The sequence below is a fragment of the Chitinophaga sp. ARDCPP14 genome (genome assembly GCF_051362515.1).
GTDB lineage: Bacteria > Bacteroidota > Bacteroidia > Chitinophagales > Chitinophagaceae > Chitinophaga.
On sequence record NZ_JBKIXB010000001.1, the window covers coordinates 708772 to 728262 of the forward strand.

At 48.0% G+C, this 19491-nt stretch carries 11 protein-coding genes; 5 read left to right on the top strand and 6 right to left on the bottom strand.

Annotated features, from left to right (window positions below):
* Nucleotides 1-66: 66 nt before the first annotated feature.
* Complete coding sequence (locus tag ACLHR0_RS02765) at nucleotides 67-1035, top strand: NADP-dependent oxidoreductase (protein WP_436484538.1); 969 nt, start codon at nucleotides 67-69, stop codon at nucleotides 1033-1035.
* 37 nt (nucleotides 1036-1072) lie between these two features.
* Here the strand turns inward: ACLHR0_RS02765 and ACLHR0_RS02770 are convergent, their stop codons facing one another.
* The 6 genes from ACLHR0_RS02770 to ACLHR0_RS02795 form a co-directional block, all read right to left on the bottom strand.
* The gene (locus ACLHR0_RS02770; protein WP_429061425.1) at nucleotides 1073-2209 is read right to left on the bottom strand and encodes a redoxin domain-containing protein; all 1137 of its coding nucleotides are present in this window, start codon (nucleotides 2207-2209) and stop codon (nucleotides 1073-1075) included.
* A gap of 20 nt (nucleotides 2210-2229) precedes the next feature.
* Entirely contained in the window at nucleotides 2230-3744 is a 1515-nt protein-coding gene (locus tag ACLHR0_RS02775) for a RagB/SusD family nutrient uptake outer membrane protein (protein WP_429045202.1), read from the bottom strand.
* Nucleotides 3745-3762: 18 nt separating this feature from the next.
* Nucleotides 3763-7224, bottom strand: coding sequence for a SusC/RagA family TonB-linked outer membrane protein (locus tag ACLHR0_RS02780; protein WP_436484541.1), 3462 nt, complete (start codon nucleotides 7222-7224; stop codon nucleotides 3763-3765).
* A 341-nt stretch (nucleotides 7225-7565) separates the two neighbouring features.
* Nucleotides 7566-8753 (bottom strand): FecR family protein, encoded by a 1188-nt coding sequence (locus tag ACLHR0_RS02785; protein ID WP_436484543.1) that lies wholly within the window; start codon nucleotides 8751-8753, stop codon nucleotides 7566-7568.
* A gap of 87 nt (nucleotides 8754-8840) precedes the next feature.
* The gene (locus ACLHR0_RS02790) at nucleotides 8841-9428 is read right to left on the bottom strand and encodes an RNA polymerase sigma factor (RefSeq protein WP_436484545.1); all 588 of its coding nucleotides are present in this window, start codon (nucleotides 9426-9428) and stop codon (nucleotides 8841-8843) included.
* Between the two features lie 99 nt (nucleotides 9429-9527).
* Nucleotides 9528-12413 carry a ligand-binding sensor domain-containing protein gene (locus tag ACLHR0_RS02795; RefSeq protein ID WP_436484547.1) on the bottom strand — a complete coding sequence of 962 codons (2886 nt, stop codon included), beginning with the start codon at nucleotides 12411-12413 and terminating at the stop codon, nucleotides 9528-9530.
* 340 nt (nucleotides 12414-12753) lie between these two features.
* On the opposite strand from ACLHR0_RS02795, the gene ACLHR0_RS02800 reads away from it, so the two are divergent.
* The 4 genes from ACLHR0_RS02800 to ACLHR0_RS02815 are packed head-to-tail and all read left to right on the top strand — an operon-like array spanning nucleotide 12754 to nucleotide 19490.
* On the top strand, nucleotides 12754-15969 hold the full coding sequence (locus tag ACLHR0_RS02800) for a SusC/RagA family TonB-linked outer membrane protein (RefSeq protein ID WP_436484549.1): 3216 nt from the start codon (nucleotides 12754-12756) through the stop codon (nucleotides 15967-15969).
* Nucleotides 15970-15992: 23 nt separating this feature from the next.
* Nucleotides 15993-17492, top strand: a complete 1500-nt coding sequence (locus ACLHR0_RS02805; RefSeq protein WP_436484551.1) for a RagB/SusD family nutrient uptake outer membrane protein — start codon at nucleotides 15993-15995, stop codon at nucleotides 17490-17492.
* A gap of 24 nt (nucleotides 17493-17516) precedes the next feature.
* Nucleotides 17517-18596 (top strand): hypothetical protein, encoded by a 1080-nt coding sequence (locus tag ACLHR0_RS02810; RefSeq protein WP_436484553.1) that lies wholly within the window; start codon nucleotides 17517-17519, stop codon nucleotides 18594-18596.
* A 9-nt stretch (nucleotides 18597-18605) separates the two neighbouring features.
* Nucleotides 18606-19490: a hypothetical protein gene (locus ACLHR0_RS02815; protein ID WP_436484555.1), complete on the top strand. Its 885-nt coding sequence runs from the start codon at nucleotides 18606-18608 to the stop codon at nucleotides 19488-19490.
* Nucleotide 19491: the final 1 nt, after the last annotated feature.

The following is a 19491-nucleotide window of genomic DNA, read 5'->3' on the forward strand; positions in this document are numbered from 1 at the left end:
CTTTTACGGTACGGGCGTACCGGCGGGCGGCTGGTTAGCTTTGCTGTCATAAAAAATGAAGATCATATGAAAGCAATTATTTTAGAAAGACTGGATAAAAACGCCCCCCTCACCCTGTCACACACCGCCATACCGGCTATTGCTGAGGACGAAGTACTCATTGAAAACAAAGCGACAGGCATTAACCCGGTCGACTATAAAACACTGGAGGACTATACCACACCCGACGGACTACGGGCCAGCTGGGCCCCTGCCCTGGATGGTATTTCGCCGCTGATCCTGGGATCGGATATTGCCGGCGTGGTAACGGCAGTGGGCAGCGCCGTTACCAAGTTCAAAACAGGCGACGAAGTATTCGGGATGATCAGGATGCCGGGGCATGGCCGCGTATTCGCGGAGTACGTTGCGGCGCCGGCTATCCATCTTGCTAAAAAACCGGGGAATATATCCTTTACAGAAGCGGCTGCAGCAACACTGGCAGCGGTTACGGCATGGCAAAACCTGCATACGCATTACACGGTAAAAAAAGGCGACCGGGTGCTCATCACCGCACCGGCAGGCGGCGTTGGTCATTATGCCGTGCAAATGGCTAAAGCAGCAGGCGCCTATGTAATAGCCGTAACTACCGCCGCCAATGCTGGTTGGGTACTTCAGTTGGGCGCCGATGAGATCATCGACTATCATCACTTTGATTTTGAACAGGCTGATAGCCTGCAACTGAACCTGGTACTGGATTCTGGCGGAAGATACCCGGCCTCCCTGTATGAAAAACACTTCGCTCCGGGCGCCGCCCTGTTCTACCTGCCGCATGGCCTGCCGGCAGCTACCACCCAATACTACCAGTCGAAAGGATTTGATGTACGCTTCACCGGCGTTACCTCCGACGAAAAAGCGATTGACGCCATCGCCGTATTGCTGCAGTCAGGAAAAATAAAATCTTACATCGATAAAGTGTTTCCGTTCGACCAGATGCGGGCGGCCATAGATGAAATGAAAAAGGGCACTACGAAAGGAAAGATCGTAGTAACCCTTTAACAAACATGGATAACAGCCGGGGTATTTCCGGCTGTTATTAATGCGGTAGTAGCTCCGCCAGTTTTTTATCCAGGTCTTCCCCACGCAGGTTTTTGGCTACTATTTTCCCGGCAGGATCCAGCAGGAAATTTTGCGGTACTGCACGAACGCCGTACAATTTCGCTACTTCATTTTCCCAGTATTTCAGATCAGATACATGCGTCCAGGTAAGTTGATCGGTATGAATGGCTTTCAGCCATGCATCGTGCCCGTTGGCCTGATCCAAGGATACGCCCAGGATGGTGAAGGACTGGTCTTTGTATTTATTATAGGCTGCTACTACGTGCGGATTTTCTGCACGGCAGGGGCCACACCAGCTGGCCCAGAAATCCACCAGCACATATTTGCCGCGGAAATCGGTAAGGTTTACCGGCTTGCCCAATGTATCATTTTGTGTAAACACGGGCGCAGTAGCGCCAATAGCGGTTTGCTTCCAGCCATTGATCAGCGCAGCCACTTCTTTTCCCTTTTTGCTTTCCTTCACCCCGGCAGATAAAGTGTTGAAAACCGTTTCCAGCTCCGCAGGGTTTTCGGGAATGGAGCCGGCACTGCTTTGCAGGGCATCCAGGCTTACCAGGGATGCAGGATTTTCTTTTATAAACGCCTGGTAGATCTTTTTTTCTTCTTCGCGGATAGCCTTACTTTTTCCATCGTAAGTTTTCCGGAATTCCGGTGATTTACGGGCTTCTTCTGTAGCGGCAATATAATCTTCCGTGAGCTGATCTCTTTGTGCAGCCGTTGCTTTCAGCTTTGCCTGCAGGCGCTGCTGATCGTTGTTAAGACGGGAACCTTTTATGGTAGCATTATACACAGAATCTTTACCACTGAGAACAATGGTACCTTTTTCAAGGTATACCGCCAACATATCAGACTTATAAGACATCATATTGGTAGGCGGGGTATGACGCAGTACCAGCGTAGCTTTCACAGGGTCGCCCACTTTGCCTTTAAATTCAAATACGCCCTGCTGCAAGGCGGCTGAATCCCTTACGACAGTGCCGTTGGCCCGGTAAGTGAGAAACAGTTTGGCGGGAGCATCCAATGTTCCTATTTTCCCTTTCAGCACATATGTTCCGTCCTGCGCCAGGAGCGCTGCCGGCAATAACGCCAGCATTGATACTAAGATGTGTTTCATTTGGTTTTTAATTTTATGATTTAAAATGGTCTTCCATCCAGCGGTATATTCCATTGCGGGTTAAACTTCAATATCACGTTGGAGATGGTTAAAATAAAGTCTTTTGAATCCACGGTTCCTTCATGCGTTTCCGTGCCTATCTTATGTTGTATTTTAGGTTTGCACCAGGGCTTGCCGGTTTCGAGGCAAAGTCTTTTCAGGTCCAGGAAACGCTTGAATGAACCTAGCGGCAGTTCTCTTCTTCTTTCATCCAGCACCTGCTGAATCACTTCATCCTGGGACCCTACCGGAAGCGTAGGCGTTCCGGTTTTGTAACGATAGCGGCGCAGGGTATTGAGGTCGCCGATGGCGGCGGCCAGCTGGTTGGTGCGGGCATATCCTTCTGCACGCATCAGCAACAGTTCGGGATATGAGAACCCGGCGGTCATGTTGGTTTTGGAACCGCGATAATACTGGATGCGGTTACCATCATCATACACCACATTATTGTAAGTGGTTTTATACCCCGGCGCTGTTAAAAAGAAATATTTAAACCGGAGGTCATTGGCCTGGTCGTACAACGCAATCACTTCATCGGAAGGATAGCTGGAGGAAGACCTGCCGGCGCCGGCATCGAGATTGCGGTACAGCAGGTTTTCACGGCTGTTGGCAGCGCTCAGGAAATTATCCGGTCCTTTAATGGTACTGTTGATAAGGTTGGTGGGATCCGTCCACGAAAAGCTGTTGTAGTCATAAATCAGTTTATCGGTGCCCCCTTTGCTGGCCGCCGTCCACGCGAGATTGGCATAATACACCACGCTGTCGTACTTCTGGGTAAACAGGTGATAGTATGCCAGCAATGCCTGCGCTGCCACTTTATTCGGGCGGGAAGGCCAGTTGGTTACTTCCGGCACATCCGGTAAAGCGGTGAGCACATCATTCTTCACCTGTGCAAAGGCCTGTTCCTGTGTGGATAAATCCGGTAATGCTGCGCCTATATCAGCACTGGTTACATAAGGAATGGTTTTGGTATCGTTGGGTGAACCAGGCTTATACACCGGACCATATACCAGCGTAGTAATAAAGTACGACCAGGCTCTATCTACCAGCGCCTGTGCCACTACTGTTTTTGCATACTGCTGATTTTCTGCACTGAGGTTGGGAATAGCGCGTATGCCATCTATCACGTTGTTGAAATAAGCCATAGAGCGGTAAGTGCCCCAGTCCCAGAAATAATCCGATGTAGACGGATTTTTATAAGGCTGTCTGAAAACATACGCCCAGTAACGGTCGATGTTAGGATGGTTGTTGGCTTTGTAACTAATATTACCGATACCATCGGAAAGCGACAGGTTATCTGTCAGGTAGCCGAGGTTACACCCGGTGTTGTTATCAATAAACACCCACTGGGCAATATTGCTGTTATCCAGCAGGTGATCAAAGTCTGCCACCTCTGAAGGGATCAGTTTTCCTTTTGGTTTTACATCCAGGAATTTTTTGCAGGAGCTGATACTTCCCGCCATGATAATAACCAGTATGAGTATACGCTGTTTCATGATCGCCGTAGTTAATTGTTAAAGACTGAATGATAACCCTACATAAAATTCCGGCCGCAGCGACAGGGAAGAAAATCCTTGTTCTGTAAATGCGCCGGTACCACCGGACAGGTTCAGTTCTGATGTTTCAGGATCACGGTGATCGCTGTTAGCGGTGATCATGAACAGGTTCCTTGTCTGGAAATAAATCCGGGTACTGGTGAAGCCGATACGTTTCAGCAGGCGCGGGTTAATATCATAGGTTAATGTTACATCCCGGAGTTTCATGTAGCTGGCGCTTTCTATGAGAATGTCTGAATAAGGGAAATAGAACATATCCATATTCCAGCTGCTGAGTTTAGGATAAATAGTGTTGGCTTCATCGCCCGGTTGTTTCCATCTTTCCGATACATGTTTATTCAGGATATTAGATCCGCTGAAGGCATCTCTCCTCAATACATTCCCGAGCTTTGCAATAAACATAAAAGATAAATCGAAATTTTGCACACGGAAAGAGTTGGTTAAGCTGATCGCATATTTCGGGCGCAGGGTACCGCTGTAAATCAGGTCGCCTACAGCCACGTTACCACCGCCGCTTTTTTCTCCTTTGGCAGTATAGAATTGTGACACGCCATTATTATCAAGGCCGGCATACCGGTAGCTATAAAGGGCATCCAGCGGATCGCCCGCTTTTTTGATCGCACCATTGGTGACGCTGGAAGCATACTGGTAATTTACATTATAGGTGACAACCGTATTATTGTTGTAGCTGAAGTTGAGGAAGGTGTTCCAAACGAAATTACGTTTCCGTAATACATCGGCATTTATTGAAATTTCATATCCTTTGTTTCTTACTTCCCCGATATTTTTCACCAGGGAACTGAAGCCACGGGTAGGATCAATAGCATCGGATGCCAGCAGGTCACTGCTGTTACGCAGGTAATAATCGGCGGTCAAATTAATCCGCCTGTTCAGCAGGGAGATATCCACACCAAAGTTGGTGCTTTTTGTTTTTTCCCAACGGAGCGAGTTATTAGGCGGTGAAGAGATACTGTAAGATACATCTCCGGTATAATTGGAATAACTGCCAGGGGTAATGATCAGGAAAGGACCTGAGTTCAGGGAAATATTTCCGTTGATACCATAGGATGCGCGCAGATCCAGGCGATCAATCAATGGTACATGAAAGAATTTTTCCTCCGCCAGTTTGTAGGTGCCCCCGGCAGACCACAACGGTTTGTAGCGGTAGCGCGGATCGGTACCAAAGAAATTGGTTTGATCCAGCCGGATACTTCCACTGAGAATAAAGCGGTTATTATATTCATAGGAACCGTTGGCATACCAGGAAACAAAACGGTTATCCTGGTAGGCGTAACTGCCTATGCTGGCTGTAGGTCTGCTGGTGCCCAGCATATCTGCATTATAGGACCCTGCATTATAATCGGCATAGTTAAAAGTAGAAAACGTACCTGCCTGATCGTTGTATCCAAAGCGGGTTGGCAGGGCATTGTTATCTGCCGTGTTCCGGCTTATTTCATTACCGGCGATAGCGCTTACGCGGTGTTTGGTTGCAATTACCCGGTTAAAGTTCAGCTGTGTGCGGAACATATAGCTCTGGTTAAAATTGCGCGCTTCATTTACCACTGCGCCATCCGGGATATAATGTTTGGAACCGTTGGAGATGGAAGTATTATCATCGTACCATTGCCGCACCCGGTAAGACGTTTTATCGTACAGCGACCTGGTTTGTGCATCGCCGCGGCTCCAGGCACCTCCTGCCTCTATGTTCAGCCCGTCGAAGATCTTTACATTCACGCTGCCGCCCAACCGGATCTGCAATGCTTTTGTGTTGTAGGTTTCCAGACCAAGATCATCCAGCGGATTATAGTACAGTGGTTTCAACCCTGTTAACGCAGCATACCGGTCTTCTTTCTTCTGGTTTTTAGATGGCACATTCAGTGTTTCTCCTGTAGCCGGGTCTACCAGCAGGTTGTACGGTTGTATCAGCGAGGTGTTGGTGAATGCCAGCATATCCTGCCAGCCGCGTACCGGTGAAGCGGAAGTGGCATAGTTCACATTGGAGAACAGGCGGATGTTCACACCTTTGCGGGGCTGCCAGTCGTTTTTCACATCAAAGATGAGGCGGTTGTCTGAATTCCGGACGGTGTTATTCTGATTGGATACATATCTTACTGCGGCGTTGAGCATACTTTTTTCACTGCCGCCGGATAAGGAGATATTGTGTTGCTGTGTAAACTGGTTTCTGAAATAATATTTCTCCATCTGTGCCAGTCCGTCGTTTTTCTTCAGGGCATCCAGCTCCGCGGTCACATCTTTTTCGTTCATCCATCCCTGTGACTTTGCGATCAGCAGGTAGTTAACACGGGAAGTGCTGCCGTAGTTATTATAGGTAGTGAGATAGTCGTTGGGATCCTGGTTATAGAGCTCTATTTCCGCATCCACGTAATCGGCGGACGATGCCCTGTTAAGATTCGACAGATCGGGTTTCAGCGTGATGCCGGTAGATCCTTTATATTCTACCTGCAACGCACCTTTTCTGCCGGTGCGGGTAGCGATTACGATTACGCCGTTGGAGGAGCGGGCGCCGTAAATAGAGGCGGCTACTGCATCCTTGAGCACGGTGATCGATTCTATGTTATCGATATTGAGAGATTCCAGTCCTGCGCTGGAAGGGTACCCGTCGATTACCAGCAGGGGCGCGCTGGCAGCAGTGCCCAGCAAGGTAGACACGCCACGGATTTCCAGGTTACCTTCTTTGGTGAGCACCACCCCGGTGGCTTGTCCTTCAAGGGCTGATTTCACATCCGGTTTCAGTTTAGCGCGGAGGCGATAGGGATCAATGACCGAAAAAGAACCGGTGGCCCTTTCCCGGGAAATGGTCTGGTAGCCGGTGTTCACCACATCGATGCCGGTGAGCCTATTATTGGATGGTTTCAGCGTGATGCTGATAACGCCGTTTTTGCCCACTACAAGTTCCTGTTTTTCGTAGCCCACATAAGAGAACGACAGCACGGCATTTTCGTCTCTCACTGCAACGGTATACTCCCCGTTGTTATTGGTTTGTGTGCCTTTGCCGGTGCCTTTCACCACTACCGAAACGCCGGGCAGCGGAATACCATTTTCATCGGTAATACGCCCGGTAATTACGATCTGTGCCGGGACAGCGGGCAATGCCGGCGTGCGGGGCACGATGCGTGTAACCGTAATGGTTTTGTCTTCGATGGCATACTCCAGGTTCTGCCCCATGAGTGAAACGTGCAGTAGTTCCTGGATAGTGGCGTTCTTCATATCCAGCGTAACGGGGCGGGTACTTTGCAGTGCATCGTAATTATAAAAAACGATGTAGCCCGTTTGCCGGTTGATGGTGGTAAAGACCGTTGATAACGGTGTGTTTCTGACAGACAGTGTTATGCGTTGTGCAGCGCTTTTGGCGCTGACCTGCAGCATGCCTGCCATTAGTAATAAAGCAGATAACCTCATGATCCTCCAAATTTTGGTTGGCAGATTATTTTTTTTCATTGTACCGGCAAATACCGGGTTGTAAGATCTGCATTGGTGGTGATGCTTTCCGGAAGTGTTGATGTGGTGATGATCAGGCCTGCGGACAAGGGAATACGATCCCTCTTCTCTGTTTTGGAACAAAGCAGTTAAAATCATACATTTGATTTCGGTGATAAAAATGAGTTTACACGAATAATTTATTGCCTGTAACCAGTGATGTTTGCCCATCACTGGTTTTTTAATGGCGCTGGTTTTAGTTGATTTTGATTACTTCTGGTACAATAGCTGGTCAGATTTAAGTGTTAAAAAATATGGCATGCTTACGATCGTAATACGGTTATTTTTCTTCCTTCTATTTTAAACAGTACTCCATTTTTTTCTAATATTTTGAGGATGCCCGATAGGGACAGGCTGCGCTGCATACCGCCGCCAAAGCGCATTTCGGGCGGTGTACCTTCGTATACAACTTCTATATCGTACCAGCGTTCCAGCTGCCGCATCACGGTGGTAATGTCTGCCCGGTCGAAGATAAAAAAGCCATTCTTCCAGGCTACGGCTTCCTGCACATCGGTACCTGTTACTGTGATGTTGTTACTGTTGCTGATGCGTGCCTGCTGGCCGGGCAGCAGTTTTTTTATGACGCCATTGCGGCCTACGTTCACAGCGCCTTCCAGCAGGGTTACTGCCAGCGCATTTTCATTCGTATATGCCATCACATTAAAATGGGTGCCCAGTACGGTGATATCGGCGCCGTTGGCCTTTACCAGAAATGGTTTTCCGGGCGCCTTAGCTACTTCAAAATATCCTTCGCCGGTGAGTTCCACGGTTCTGTTGTTACCTGTGAAAGCTGTAGGAAAACGCAGGGAGCTGGCTGCATTGAGCCATACCTGGGTGCCGTCTGGCAGGGTAAGTTGGTATTGTCCGCCACGGGGAGTAGTTAATGTATTATAAGTAACCGCGGCGGTAGCGCCGGTGGCATGGTACAATACCTGCCCGTTTTGTAATTTGATGATGCTGGTGCTGCCTTGTTTGCCGAGCGTATCATTTTTGGCTTCATCCAGCACAATTTGGGAGCCGTCTGCCAGGGTGAGCATGGCTTTATTGCCGCCGGGGGCGATATCATTTTTATAACGCTGTGCGAGTGCAGGAACGGGTTTCATGGTGGCTACCGGCCGGAGCAGGAAATATAAACCGGTGGCTAACAGCAGGCCGGTAACTATGGCGGCAGCCCACCAGAGGCGGTGTATAAACTTCACCGGTTGCACGGTTTCCACAAAAGGAGTGGTAAGGTCTGCGCCGGTAATACTTTGCAGCAAAGCGGTGCGGGCGGCGGTATCGACGGGGGCGGTATCCGCAGGCGCCTGCCACATCAGGTCCGTCAGCGCGGCCATGAGTATTTCCATGTTGCCGTCGTCTTCCAGCAATGTGTACAACTCTTCCTGCTCTTCGACCGTTTCGTTACCGGAAAGTCGCTGTTGCAATAAATATATGACCCTTTGCTCCTGCATGCGTAAAAAGAAAACCGGGATTTAAACGGCTCCCCGGTATTAAGAATAGGCTAACGACCTAAAGGACCTATCTGTTTAAAAATATTTTTACCTGCAAATAAAAATCAGGTAAACAAGCGGGATGGCATGCCCGTTGCGACGCAGGTGCTCCCGTATGGCTTTCAGGGAAAACACCAGGGCATTTTTAACAGAGTTGGGCGACAAATCCAGCTCCGTGGCTATTTCCGGGATCTTCATACCACGATTGCGGCTCATCTGGTAAATGCGCCGGCGTTGCGGCGACAGCAACATCACGGCTTCTTCTATAACAGTATGCAATTCTTTCAGTGTGAGCCGCCGGGTAGCGGTATCGGCGTCATCGGCGGTAACCACTGCCGTTCCGCGCAGGCGGTATTCGTTGGCTTCTTTTTTCAGGTAAGTATAACACTCGTTGGCGGCCACTTTAAACAGCCAGGCTTTCGGATGGTCGATGTCCGCGAGCTTGTCGCGGCTCAGCCATACCCGCAGGAAAGTAGCCTGGATCACCTCTTTGGCGTTCTCGGGTGACTTCATCATTTTCCGGATAAATGGTTCCAGCGTTGTCAGGGAAGTATTGAAGAGGATACCAAACGCCGCTTCATCGCCCTCAGAAATGCGCTGAAACAGTGATTTGTCAATATAGATATTGTCGTGCATTATCGTTGCAGAATACGCTGATGGTTGATAAGGTTGGTGGTATCGCCACTAAAGTAATGAAAATTGAGCGGATCCTCACTGCCTCCTCATTTGAATAAATCAGATCTCATTCAGGAAGTCTGTCATCGACTGCTCCGTCAGCAGGTTCAGTTTCTTCCGGAGGCGGTACCGCTTTATTTCCACGCCCCGCACCGAAATGGCCATCAGCTGCGCAATTTCTTTGGTAGATAATTTCAGCTGCAGGTAAGCACAAACCTTCAGATCGGTATTCGTCAAGGCAGGGAATTTGCTTTTCAGCTTCTTCAGGAAGTTATTGTTGATCTCATCAAAATGAGCGGCGAACTGATCCCAGTTATCATTATTCTTTTCTACATCATTTAACAATAACAGCGCGTTCTTGATTTCCGGGTTGTTACCATTCTTTTTATATACCGATGCCAGGATATCTTTTACTTTCACCAGCGCATCGCCTCTCTCCACCAGGTGCATGGATGCATCTGCCAGCGCATTGTTTTTAAAATGTATTTCATTGGCCAGCTTTTCATTCTGCAGTTTGATGATTTCCTTTTCGTTTTTTTCCAGCTCCAGCTGGTGAATATATTTAAGACGCTGCTGCTCCTCGTCAAAGCGGCGCTGCTGGATGCGCAGGGTCCTTTCCTGCCAGCGGTTCAGGAGATATAGCACAGCGAGGAACAACAACACATAGCCAATATACGCCCAGGTGGTTTTATACCATGCGGGCAGCACTTCAAAACTGTAGGTCACCACTTCTGATTCATGTCCGAGGTTATCGTGTGCTTTTATTTTAAAAAGATATTTACCGTCCGGAAGGTTGGTGTAATCCTTCTCTGTTTTGGGCGACCAGGCGGACCAGCGCTGATCGTATCCTTCCAGCTGGTAGCTGTATTCTATATTACTTTGCAGTCCGTATGCCGGCGAGCTGTATTCAAAATGGAAGGAGTTATATCCTTTTGGTAAAGCCACCATTTCGGTGTCATCCTGTAAATAACCCGCAGCTCCGCGGTGATGGAAATAGCCGCCGAAAATAACACTGTCGGATTTACCAAAAGCCTTTACCTGCCCCAGTAAAACCTTCACCGCCTGTTTGTTGGTGGTATACTTTTCATAGTTCAGGTGAATAGTGCCTTTTTCGGAGCCAATGAAAATATTCTCTTTATTATAGGGATAAATGTTTTCAAATCCCAGTAATATCTTGCCGTTCAGCTCTGGTATCCAGGTAATGGTAAATGGTTTATCGCCGGAAGACTGGTTGAAATTCACCACCCCAATATCTTTGCCGCTGCAGAACCAGATATTGCCGTCGGCATCTTCATTCATATACCGTATTTCCATGTTGCCCAGTATGGGCGTCAGGAAGGCGGAAGGAACAAACCGGTTGGTGGCCGGATCAAATTCATACACCCCTTTACCCGTGCAGAACACCACGCGGTTCTTTATCTTAAAAACATAATTACTCAGCGCTGAAGGCAGCCCCGCACTATCCGTGAGTAGTTGGGAAGAAACGGTTTTGTTATCGGCGGACAGCTGCAGCTTATAAACGCCCCGGTACGGGTGCGACGCCCAGATGGTGTTGTTATTATCTATTTCCAGGAAGCGCAGCGACTCTCCCACTCCTTCCAGTTTTCCTTTATCGGTAAACTGGCCCGCATTGTATTCCAGCAGCTGCACGCCGGTATAACTGCCTACCAGAACGTTTTTTGCAGGATACACTGCCGATACCGGTTTATACAGCCAGGCGCCGGGTTCAGCAAATAGCGGCACGGCACTGTGATCTTTCAGTACAGCGCTGCCGGTGTGTTGTGCCAGCAGGATATGATTGTTCACCTCATCGAGGCGCCACACTTCTGCCTTGCTGTTCCTTACGCGGGTAAAATCACCTTTGGAGAAACTGAGATCGCCCGAGGCAGCCGCCAGCGGCACGTACCATGCGCCGTCCGATGTGGCAATGTACAGTTCATTATTAAAGATACGGGTGGAGTATCCCGACAGCTCATTGCTTTTACTGGGTGTAATATATTTTATGGCGGCATTGTAGGCGATAAAGCTGATACCATTATTGAGCCCGGCCCAGAGGTTATTATGTTTATCAAGGAAGACGCTGATCACGTCATTATTCTGGAGTCCTTCCGTGCGGGAAATCTTTTGCACCACTTCGCCGTTGAAGTTGAGCACCACGCAACCTTCCGTGGAGGTGCCTGCCACAAATTCCATGGCGTTGATCTGTGCGGAGATATTCACATTGCCGGTGGAAAAGGCTGCGTGTTGCTGGATGATGGAGTCGTTGCGCAGAAGGAATTGTCCTTTTGCCTGGGTTATCACCAGGAGCGTATCAGCCCCGATGCCTATAATGCCGGATATGAGGCCGTCTGTAAATTTACGGCCGGTATTAACGGGCTGCCATTCATTATTTTTAAACAGCATCAATCCATTATACTTATCCTGTGCATACAGTTTATGGCCGGCCTGTTTCAGGTACAGCCACTCGCTGGGATATACTTTAATACTGTTATTCCGGTATTCGAAGATGCGGTCGGAGGCCTGGAAGAAAACAGCTTCTTTATAAATTTCTATCCGCCAGATGTCCGCAAACTTATTATGTGAGGCAGGAACAAGGTCCCTCAGGGAGGTATAAACGAGATTACCGTTTGGCCCGGGTGCGAAGTAGCCGAGTTCTCCCTGGCCACCGGCATAGATCCGGTCGACCGTATCAATGGCCAATGCGCGCACAATAGTACGGTTTGGAAGCGGGTATGCTTTCCAGTGACTGCCATCATAGGTAAGCATTCCTTCGTTGTTGGCGAAGTACATGATGCCTTTGCTGTCCTGTTCAATATCCCAGGTTTGGATGCCTGCCTGGAAGTCGCTTTTACTATAATTGATGATCCGGGGTAACCCGATCGTATTCTGACCTGCGGCCATCCGGAAACACCCGATGCATAAAAAAAACAGCCACCATCTTTTCATAAAATATAGGATTACTTCCGGTGATGTAGTAATGATGTAGTTTAAATTTATTAATAATCAATCATTTATCCAATTGTGATGCAGTATAGATGTAGTCGGAAAATTGGCTTCGTTCTGTGGAAGGTGTAATTTTAGCCCAATCAAAACAGTATAAAAATAGTACTTAGTCAACTGAAATCATCCATCCATTTAAAAAAATGCAGAACACCACGATGCTGTAAAAAAGATCACCTGCAGCCATAAAATGAAATAAACATCAACGGGATTTCACGTTTACCGCCAGCACACCGATGCTGGTGAAAGTACCCCGCATGTAAAATCGTCAACAAAAAATTCACGTATGAAAAAACTCTTACAAAGCATTCTTATCCCGCTATTGCTATTATTTGCCTCCACATTGTGGGCGCAAAACAAAACCGTTACCGGTAAGGTAACAGATGAAACCGGGGCGCCTATACCCGGCGCTTCTGTAATCGCTAAACTTTCCAAAACTGCCGTAGCAGCAGATGCCAATGGCGCCTTTTCTATATCCGTAACACCGGAAGAGAAAGTACTGGATATCTCCGCCATCGGATATACCACCTTTCATATAGCGGTAGGAGCTTCCCCGTTAGCAGTACAGCTGGCGCTCTCCAATAAAGAACTGGGAGAAGTAGTGGTAGTGGGTTACGGCACCCAGAAGGTAACCAAAATATCCGGCGCCATCTCCACAGTGAAGGGAGCGGATATCGCCAATCTCCGGCCCGTAAGGGCAGAAGAAGCCCTGCAGGGAAGGGCTTCCGGCGTAAGCGTTATCCAGAGCGGTTCCCCCGGCGCCAAGCCTACTGTGCTGATACGCGGTATCCCCTCTTACAGCGGTTCCGACCCACTGGTGGTAATAGATGGCGTGCCTCAAACGCTGGACGATCTGAATGCCGTGAACGCAGCAGACATTGAATCCATCAACGTGCTGAAAGATGCTGCTACCACCGCTATTTATGGCGTAAAAGGCGGCAACGGCGTGATTATGGTCACCACCCGCAGCGGCAGAAGGAATCAACGGCCCGAAATTACCGTGAACGCCAATTATGGCATACAGGAAGTATTCAAAACCATAGGAGTGCTGAATGCCACTGAATACGCCGGCATCATCAATGAAGGCAGCGTAGCTTCCGGCGGCAACATCATCTTTCCAGACCTTTCCAAAATGGGCGTAGGTACCAACTGGCAGAAAGAGATTTTCCACCAGGCGCCCATGCAAAATTATAATGCCAGCGCAAGAGGCGGCGGGGACAAGATCACCTATTTCATTTCCGGCAGCTACCTCGGACAGGATGGTATTGTTGGCGGCGGCAGTAAATCCAATTTCAACCGGATCAATGGTACTGCCAATATCACCGCCGATGTCACCAATCGCCTCAAATTGATCGTGAACACCAGCTTCGCCAATATTAAAAATAAAGGAATACAGGAAAATTCGTTCAATTCCATTATCGGCAGCGCACTGAACTTTGATCCTACCCTGCCGGTATATAATGAAATACCGAATACACCCGGTAAATATAGCTTCAGTAACCTCCTTACCTCCGAAATTTTCAACCCGCTTACCAAACTGGAAAATACCTACAATACTTCCAGCGGCAACAAACTGTTCGGAAAAGTAGAACTACAGTACGACATCCTGAAGAACCTAAAAGCGACCACCCGCTTTGGCTATACCAATTACGACCAAACCGGCAAGAACTTTACGCCGCTGGTGTTTTATGGTCCGCTGAACGTGGAAAACACCATGGGTGCAGATGGCAATGCCATTCCGCTCAAAAATGAACTGGGCATGCTGGCGGGTTCCACCCACAACAGCGTGAGCGAGTTTAAGAACAGCGCAGCCAGTTTTACGTCAGAGACCTATCTGAACTATAACTTCAATATCAAAAATGATCATCACTTTGATGCGGTAGCCGGTATCTCCTTTTTTAAATCTACTAACAACGGCATGACCGTTACCCGGCAGGACGTACCTTTCAACTCGTGGCAGTTTGCAGATTACAACGCCGCCACCGGTATCAATACCGCCGCTATTCCTTATATTATAGATACGGTGATCAATAATGTACCAGTAAAGATCTATAACTCCAAAGGAGATATTCCCGCCAACCTGAACGGACAAACAGCCAGCAAATACAACGGATTCCGTAAAAATTTATCTTACTTCGGCAGGATCAACTATGATTACAAAGATAAATACCTCGCCTCCGTTACCATGCGCAGGGATGGTTCCTTTGCCTTTGGTACAGATAATAAATTCGCAGACTTCCTTTCCGGTTCACTGGGCTGGGTAGCGTCTTCAGAAAATTTCTTTCACTTTGATTTTGTCAACTATCTGAAAATAAGAGGCAGCTATGGTACTGTGGGAAATGAAAACACCAACCCGGCTTTCCCCAGGATTGTAACAGGCGGTCCTAATTACGACGACGGCAATAACAACGGATATACTTTTGGCAATACTTTCCTGTCGGGATCTACCGTAGGTTCTTATGCCAATACTACGCTGAGCTGGGAAAAACAAACCCAGTTTAATGCTGGCTTTGATGTTACCTTCTTCCATAACAAGTTTAACCTCAGCGCCGATTACTTCCAGAAAAGCGTAAAGGGTTTGCTGTTCAAACCTATTGTATCCCTTTTCCTGGGAACGGCTAAAGTGCCTGATGCCAACATCGGTTCTACCAAAAGTAGTGGTATAGATCTCAACCTCGGTTACACCGATAAAATAGGCCGCGACCTTTCCATTAATACCAACATGACTTTCACCACTTCCAAAAACGAAGTAACCGGCACCAACTCTGATAACTCCTTCATACTGTATGGTGGCAGTTATTTCAATGGTCAGTCGCAAACGGTTACTGCTTTTGAAACCGGCAAAGCGCCCGGCTATTTCTACGGATTCAAAACAGCCGGCTTATTCCAGTCGGCCGACGAAGTAAACAAAGCGCCCAAACAAAGTGGCGCGCAGCCCGGCGATATCCGCTTTGTGGATGTAAACGGCGATGGAGAAATTACGGACAAGGATAAAACAAACATCGGCAATCCCTTCCCGAAATTCACGATGGGCTGGAACCTTTCTCTGGGTTATAAAAACTTCGACCTGAACATTTTCACGTATGCTTCTGTTGGCAACGACATCTACCGGGCATACGAAAGAAATGCTACATACACCAACAAATTCCGCGATATACTCGCCCGCTGGACCGGGCCCGGAAGTACCAATGATGCCCGTCACCCACGCTACTCTTTTACGGACGCCAACAATAATGCGCGGGTATCCGACCGCTACGTGGAAGATGGTTCTTTCGTAAAACTAAAAAACATACAGCTGGGATATACCTTCCCCCGTTCTGTGCTGGACCGTGCAGGATTTAAACAGGTACGTGTGTTTGCCCAGGTTAAAAACGCGTATACGTTTACCCGTTACTCCGGCTTTGATCCTGAAATCGCCGGTGGTATAATGGAATCGGGCATCGACAGAGGCGCCTATCCACAGGCCAGGACCTGGTCTTTAGGTATTGATTTAAAACTGTAATGTTCAAAGTAAAAAGACAACAAATGAAAAACATACTGAAAATAGCAGGCATACTTTATTTCACGATTGCCATGAGCTCCTGCAAAAAGTGGGTCGATTACAAACCGAGCGACAGCTTTAACGTAACAGACCAGGATTACCTGAAAAGTGAAAGCGATTACCGGACCATGGCGGTGAGTACCTACTCTCCTATCCAGTGGCTGAACCAGACGGTACCCATTGGTGATATTGCTTCCGACAACTCCGTAAGCGGCGGTGAAAGCGCCTCCGATGTATTGGGATTACAACAGATGGATGATTATGCCATCACCACCAATAATGATTACTTAACGGAGATATGGTCTGCTTCCTATGAGGGCATTAACCGTGTAAACTACCTGACCCAGTTTAAGGATAAGAACCCCGGCGGCGGCACGGTTGATTTTCCCGGCAAAGAAGCGCTGTATGGAGAAACCTATTTCCTGCGGGCGTATTATTATTTCACGCTGGTGAAATTTTTTGGAGATGTCCCCCTGTTTGCTGATAAAAGATTAACACTGGCCGATTCCAGGACATTGCCCAGGTCTCCCAAAGCAGATGTATATAAACAGATAGAGCTGGATCTGAACAATGCCATTGCTGTATTACCTGCTACGCAGCCACAGGCCGGACGTATTACCAAATACGCCGCACAGGCATTGCTGGGGAAAGTACTGCTCTATCAGAACAAGTTCAACGAAGCCGCGGCCATGCTGGAGAATGTGGTGAATGGTCCGTTTACGCTGGTAGCTGAATTTGGAGATATTTTTCTGCAGTCAGGAGAAAATGGTATTGAGTCTGTTTTTGAAATTCAATATTCCAATCTTTCTCCCTACTACAACTGGGGCGCCGCTACCCGCGGACAGGGCAACTATGCTGTACAGCAGTGTGGAATACGGGGATTAAACGGTGGCAGTCCCTATGCCTCCGGATGGAGTACCAACTTACCTACCCAGAACCTTGCCAACGCCTACGCTGCAGGCGATCAGCGGAAAGACGTTACGGTACTGGATATAGAAGCCTACAAAAATGCACACCCGGATTTTAAAATTACTTACCAGGTAGCACCTTATAAAAATACCGGTTTATACAACCAGAAATATTTACCAAGAAAAGGAGAAACTTCCGGTCAGCTGGAACTAAACTATCTCAATAACTACAGAACTATCCGTTATGCCGATGTATTACTGATGGCCGCAGAAGCCAACAACCGTGCTACCACACCCAATGATGCCAAAGCACAAACTTACCTGAACAAAGTTCGCCGCCGTGCTTTCAGTGATAATGCGCACGATATTACCTTAACCGGCAGCGCCTTAACAGACGCCATCTGGAAAGAACGCCGGCTGGAGCTGGCCATGGAAGGCGACCGCTTCTTTGACCTCGTAAGAACAGGTAAAGCTGCTGCCACCATCACCGGTTTCAAAACAGGTAAAAATGAGTTGTTCCCACTGCCACAAAGGGAAGTGGAAATATCCAACTTACCACAGAATCCAGGGTATTAATCGCTTATCAGTAAAACAAAAAGCATGAAAAGACTTTCATATATACTACTGGCATTTGCGCTAAGCAGTTGCACCAAGTTAACAGACGACGATCTGTCGTTTTTAAATTCCATACAAGCGCCTTCCGATGAATCGCTGTTGTTTAAAATTGCGGATGATAATTCCGGGCAGGTAACCATTACGCCCAACAGCGCAGGAGGTACCAGCTATGATATTTATTTTGGAGATGGGACTACCGCACCCGTAACGGTGTTACCCGGAAAGAACACCACGCATGTATATAAAGAAGGGATATATCCCGTGAAGGTGGTGACCACCGGTTTGAGCGGGTTAAAATCGGATACCACCGCACAGCTGACCGTCACTTTCCGGGCGCCGGAAAATGTAACCGTTACTACTACGGGCAACGCGCATGAACTCACCCTATCTGCCACTGGGCTGTATGCCACCGGTGGTTTCAAAGTATCTTTCGGCGAAGTTCCAAACGAAGAACCGGTGCTGATTGCCGCCGGCGCCAATATAAAACACACTTATGCCAAAGGTGGTGTGTATACCGTTAAAGTGGAAGCATTGAGCGGGGGAAAAGCCACCACCGTTGTTACAAAAGACGTGACGATTTATGATCCGCTCACACTGCCCATGACCTTTGAGCTGCCGACCGTTAACTATGCCTGGGGCGACTTTGGCGGCAGCGCTACTTCTGTGATCGCCAATCCCGTGCGGAGCGGTATTAATACCAGTGCTACCGTTGGTAAAATTGTAAAGACAAAAGCGGAAGTATGGGCCGGCAACTTTATTGTAATGACCGATCCCATTGATTTTACGCAGCACAAAAAGTTCAGGGTAAAAGTATATTCCTGGCGCGCCGGCATGCGGGTATTACTGCAACTGGAAAGAAACGGCGATAACACTTTCCAGGAAAACGTGGAGATGACCACCACTGTAGCAAATGCCTGGGAAGAGCTCACCTTTGATTTCTCCGGAAAAATAAAAGATAACAGCAAACGCCTGCAGAACATCCTCTTTTTCCTGGACAACGGTGTAACGGGAGATGGCAGTAACAACTTCACCCTTTTGTTTGACGATATTACTTTAACTAACTAATCCACGGTTATGAGAATACATATAAAGCTATTAACACCGGTGCTGCTGTTTGTATTGATGGTGATGAACAGTTGTAATAAAGATGATTTCCGGTTCGGCGATATCATCACACCATCCAAACCGGTCTTAAATATTGAGATCACGGGTAAAGACGCCACACATCCAAATGGCGGCGGCGCAGGAACGATAGTGGTAAATGTTGCTGCCGACAATACCATCAACTATAAAGTAGATTTTGGTGATGGCAAACCCGCTAAAACATCTACCAGCTCTGTTTTTCAATACCAATATGATCATACGGGCATCAAAACGCTTACCGTAAGCGTAACCGTTTATGGAAAGGCCGGCAACTTCAGCACCAATGCACAGGAGATCACGGTATTCAGGGCATTTGAGCCGGATCCTGCTTTTGTGACCATGCTTACCAACAACGGCACAAAAAAATGGCGGGTGGATAAAGACAATCCCGGCCACCTCGGTGTATCTGATGCGGCGGTATTTACCCCAGCATGGTGGGCGGCTGGTCCGGATGAAAAAGCGGGCCTGGGTATTTATGACGACGTGTATACCTTCACTGCGAACGGCAATGCATTTACCCATGAAACCAACAATGATATTTTTGGATCTAAAGAGTACCTGAAAGATTTTGATCCGTCGCTTACCGGCGAGGGTGACTTTACCTTAACAGGTCCTAAAGCTGCCGGCTACACGGAAACATTTGGTTACGACGGCAGTGCCACCGCGGAGTATATTACTTTTTCCAGCAAAGGACACCTGGGCATGTATAAAGGCGTACATAAATACCAGGTACTTGAAAGAACGGCTACGCAGATGACCTTGCGTTGCTTACAGAGTCCCGGTGCATGGTATGTTAAAATAATAGCAATTCAATAGC

Coding starts and splice junctions, on each gene's coding strand:
- ACLHR0_RS02775 (WP_429045202.1), bottom strand. CDS start 3,744: ATGAAACAGCGTATACTCATACTGGTTATTATCATGGCGGGAAGTATC.
- ACLHR0_RS02785 (WP_436484543.1), bottom strand. CDS start 8,753: ATGCAGGAGCAAAGGGTCATATATTTATTGCAACAGCGACTTTCCGGT.
- ACLHR0_RS02790 (WP_436484545.1), bottom strand. CDS start 9,428: ATGCACGACAATATCTATATTGACAAATCACTGTTTCAGCGCATTTCT.
- ACLHR0_RS02805 (WP_436484551.1), top strand. CDS start 15,993: ATGAAAAACATACTGAAAATAGCAGGCATACTTTATTTCACGATTGCC.
- ACLHR0_RS02815 (WP_436484555.1), top strand. CDS start 18,606: ATGAGAATACATATAAAGCTATTAACACCGGTGCTGCTGTTTGTATTG.
- ACLHR0_RS02780 (WP_436484541.1), bottom strand. CDS start 7,224: ATGAGGTTATCTGCTTTATTACTAATGGCAGGCATGCTGCAGGTCAGC.
- ACLHR0_RS02810 (WP_436484553.1), top strand. CDS start 17,517: ATGAAAAGACTTTCATATATACTACTGGCATTTGCGCTAAGCAGTTGC.
- ACLHR0_RS02770 (WP_429061425.1), bottom strand. CDS start 2,209: ATGAAACACATCTTAGTATCAATGCTGGCGTTATTGCCGGCAGCGCTC.
- ACLHR0_RS02765 (WP_436484538.1), top strand. CDS start 67: ATGAAAGCAATTATTTTAGAAAGACTGGATAAAAACGCCCCCCTCACC.
- ACLHR0_RS02800 (WP_436484549.1), top strand. CDS start 12,754: ATGAAAAAACTCTTACAAAGCATTCTTATCCCGCTATTGCTATTATTT.
- ACLHR0_RS02795 (WP_436484547.1), bottom strand. CDS start 12,413: ATGAAAAGATGGTGGCTGTTTTTTTTATGCATCGGGTGTTTCCGGATG.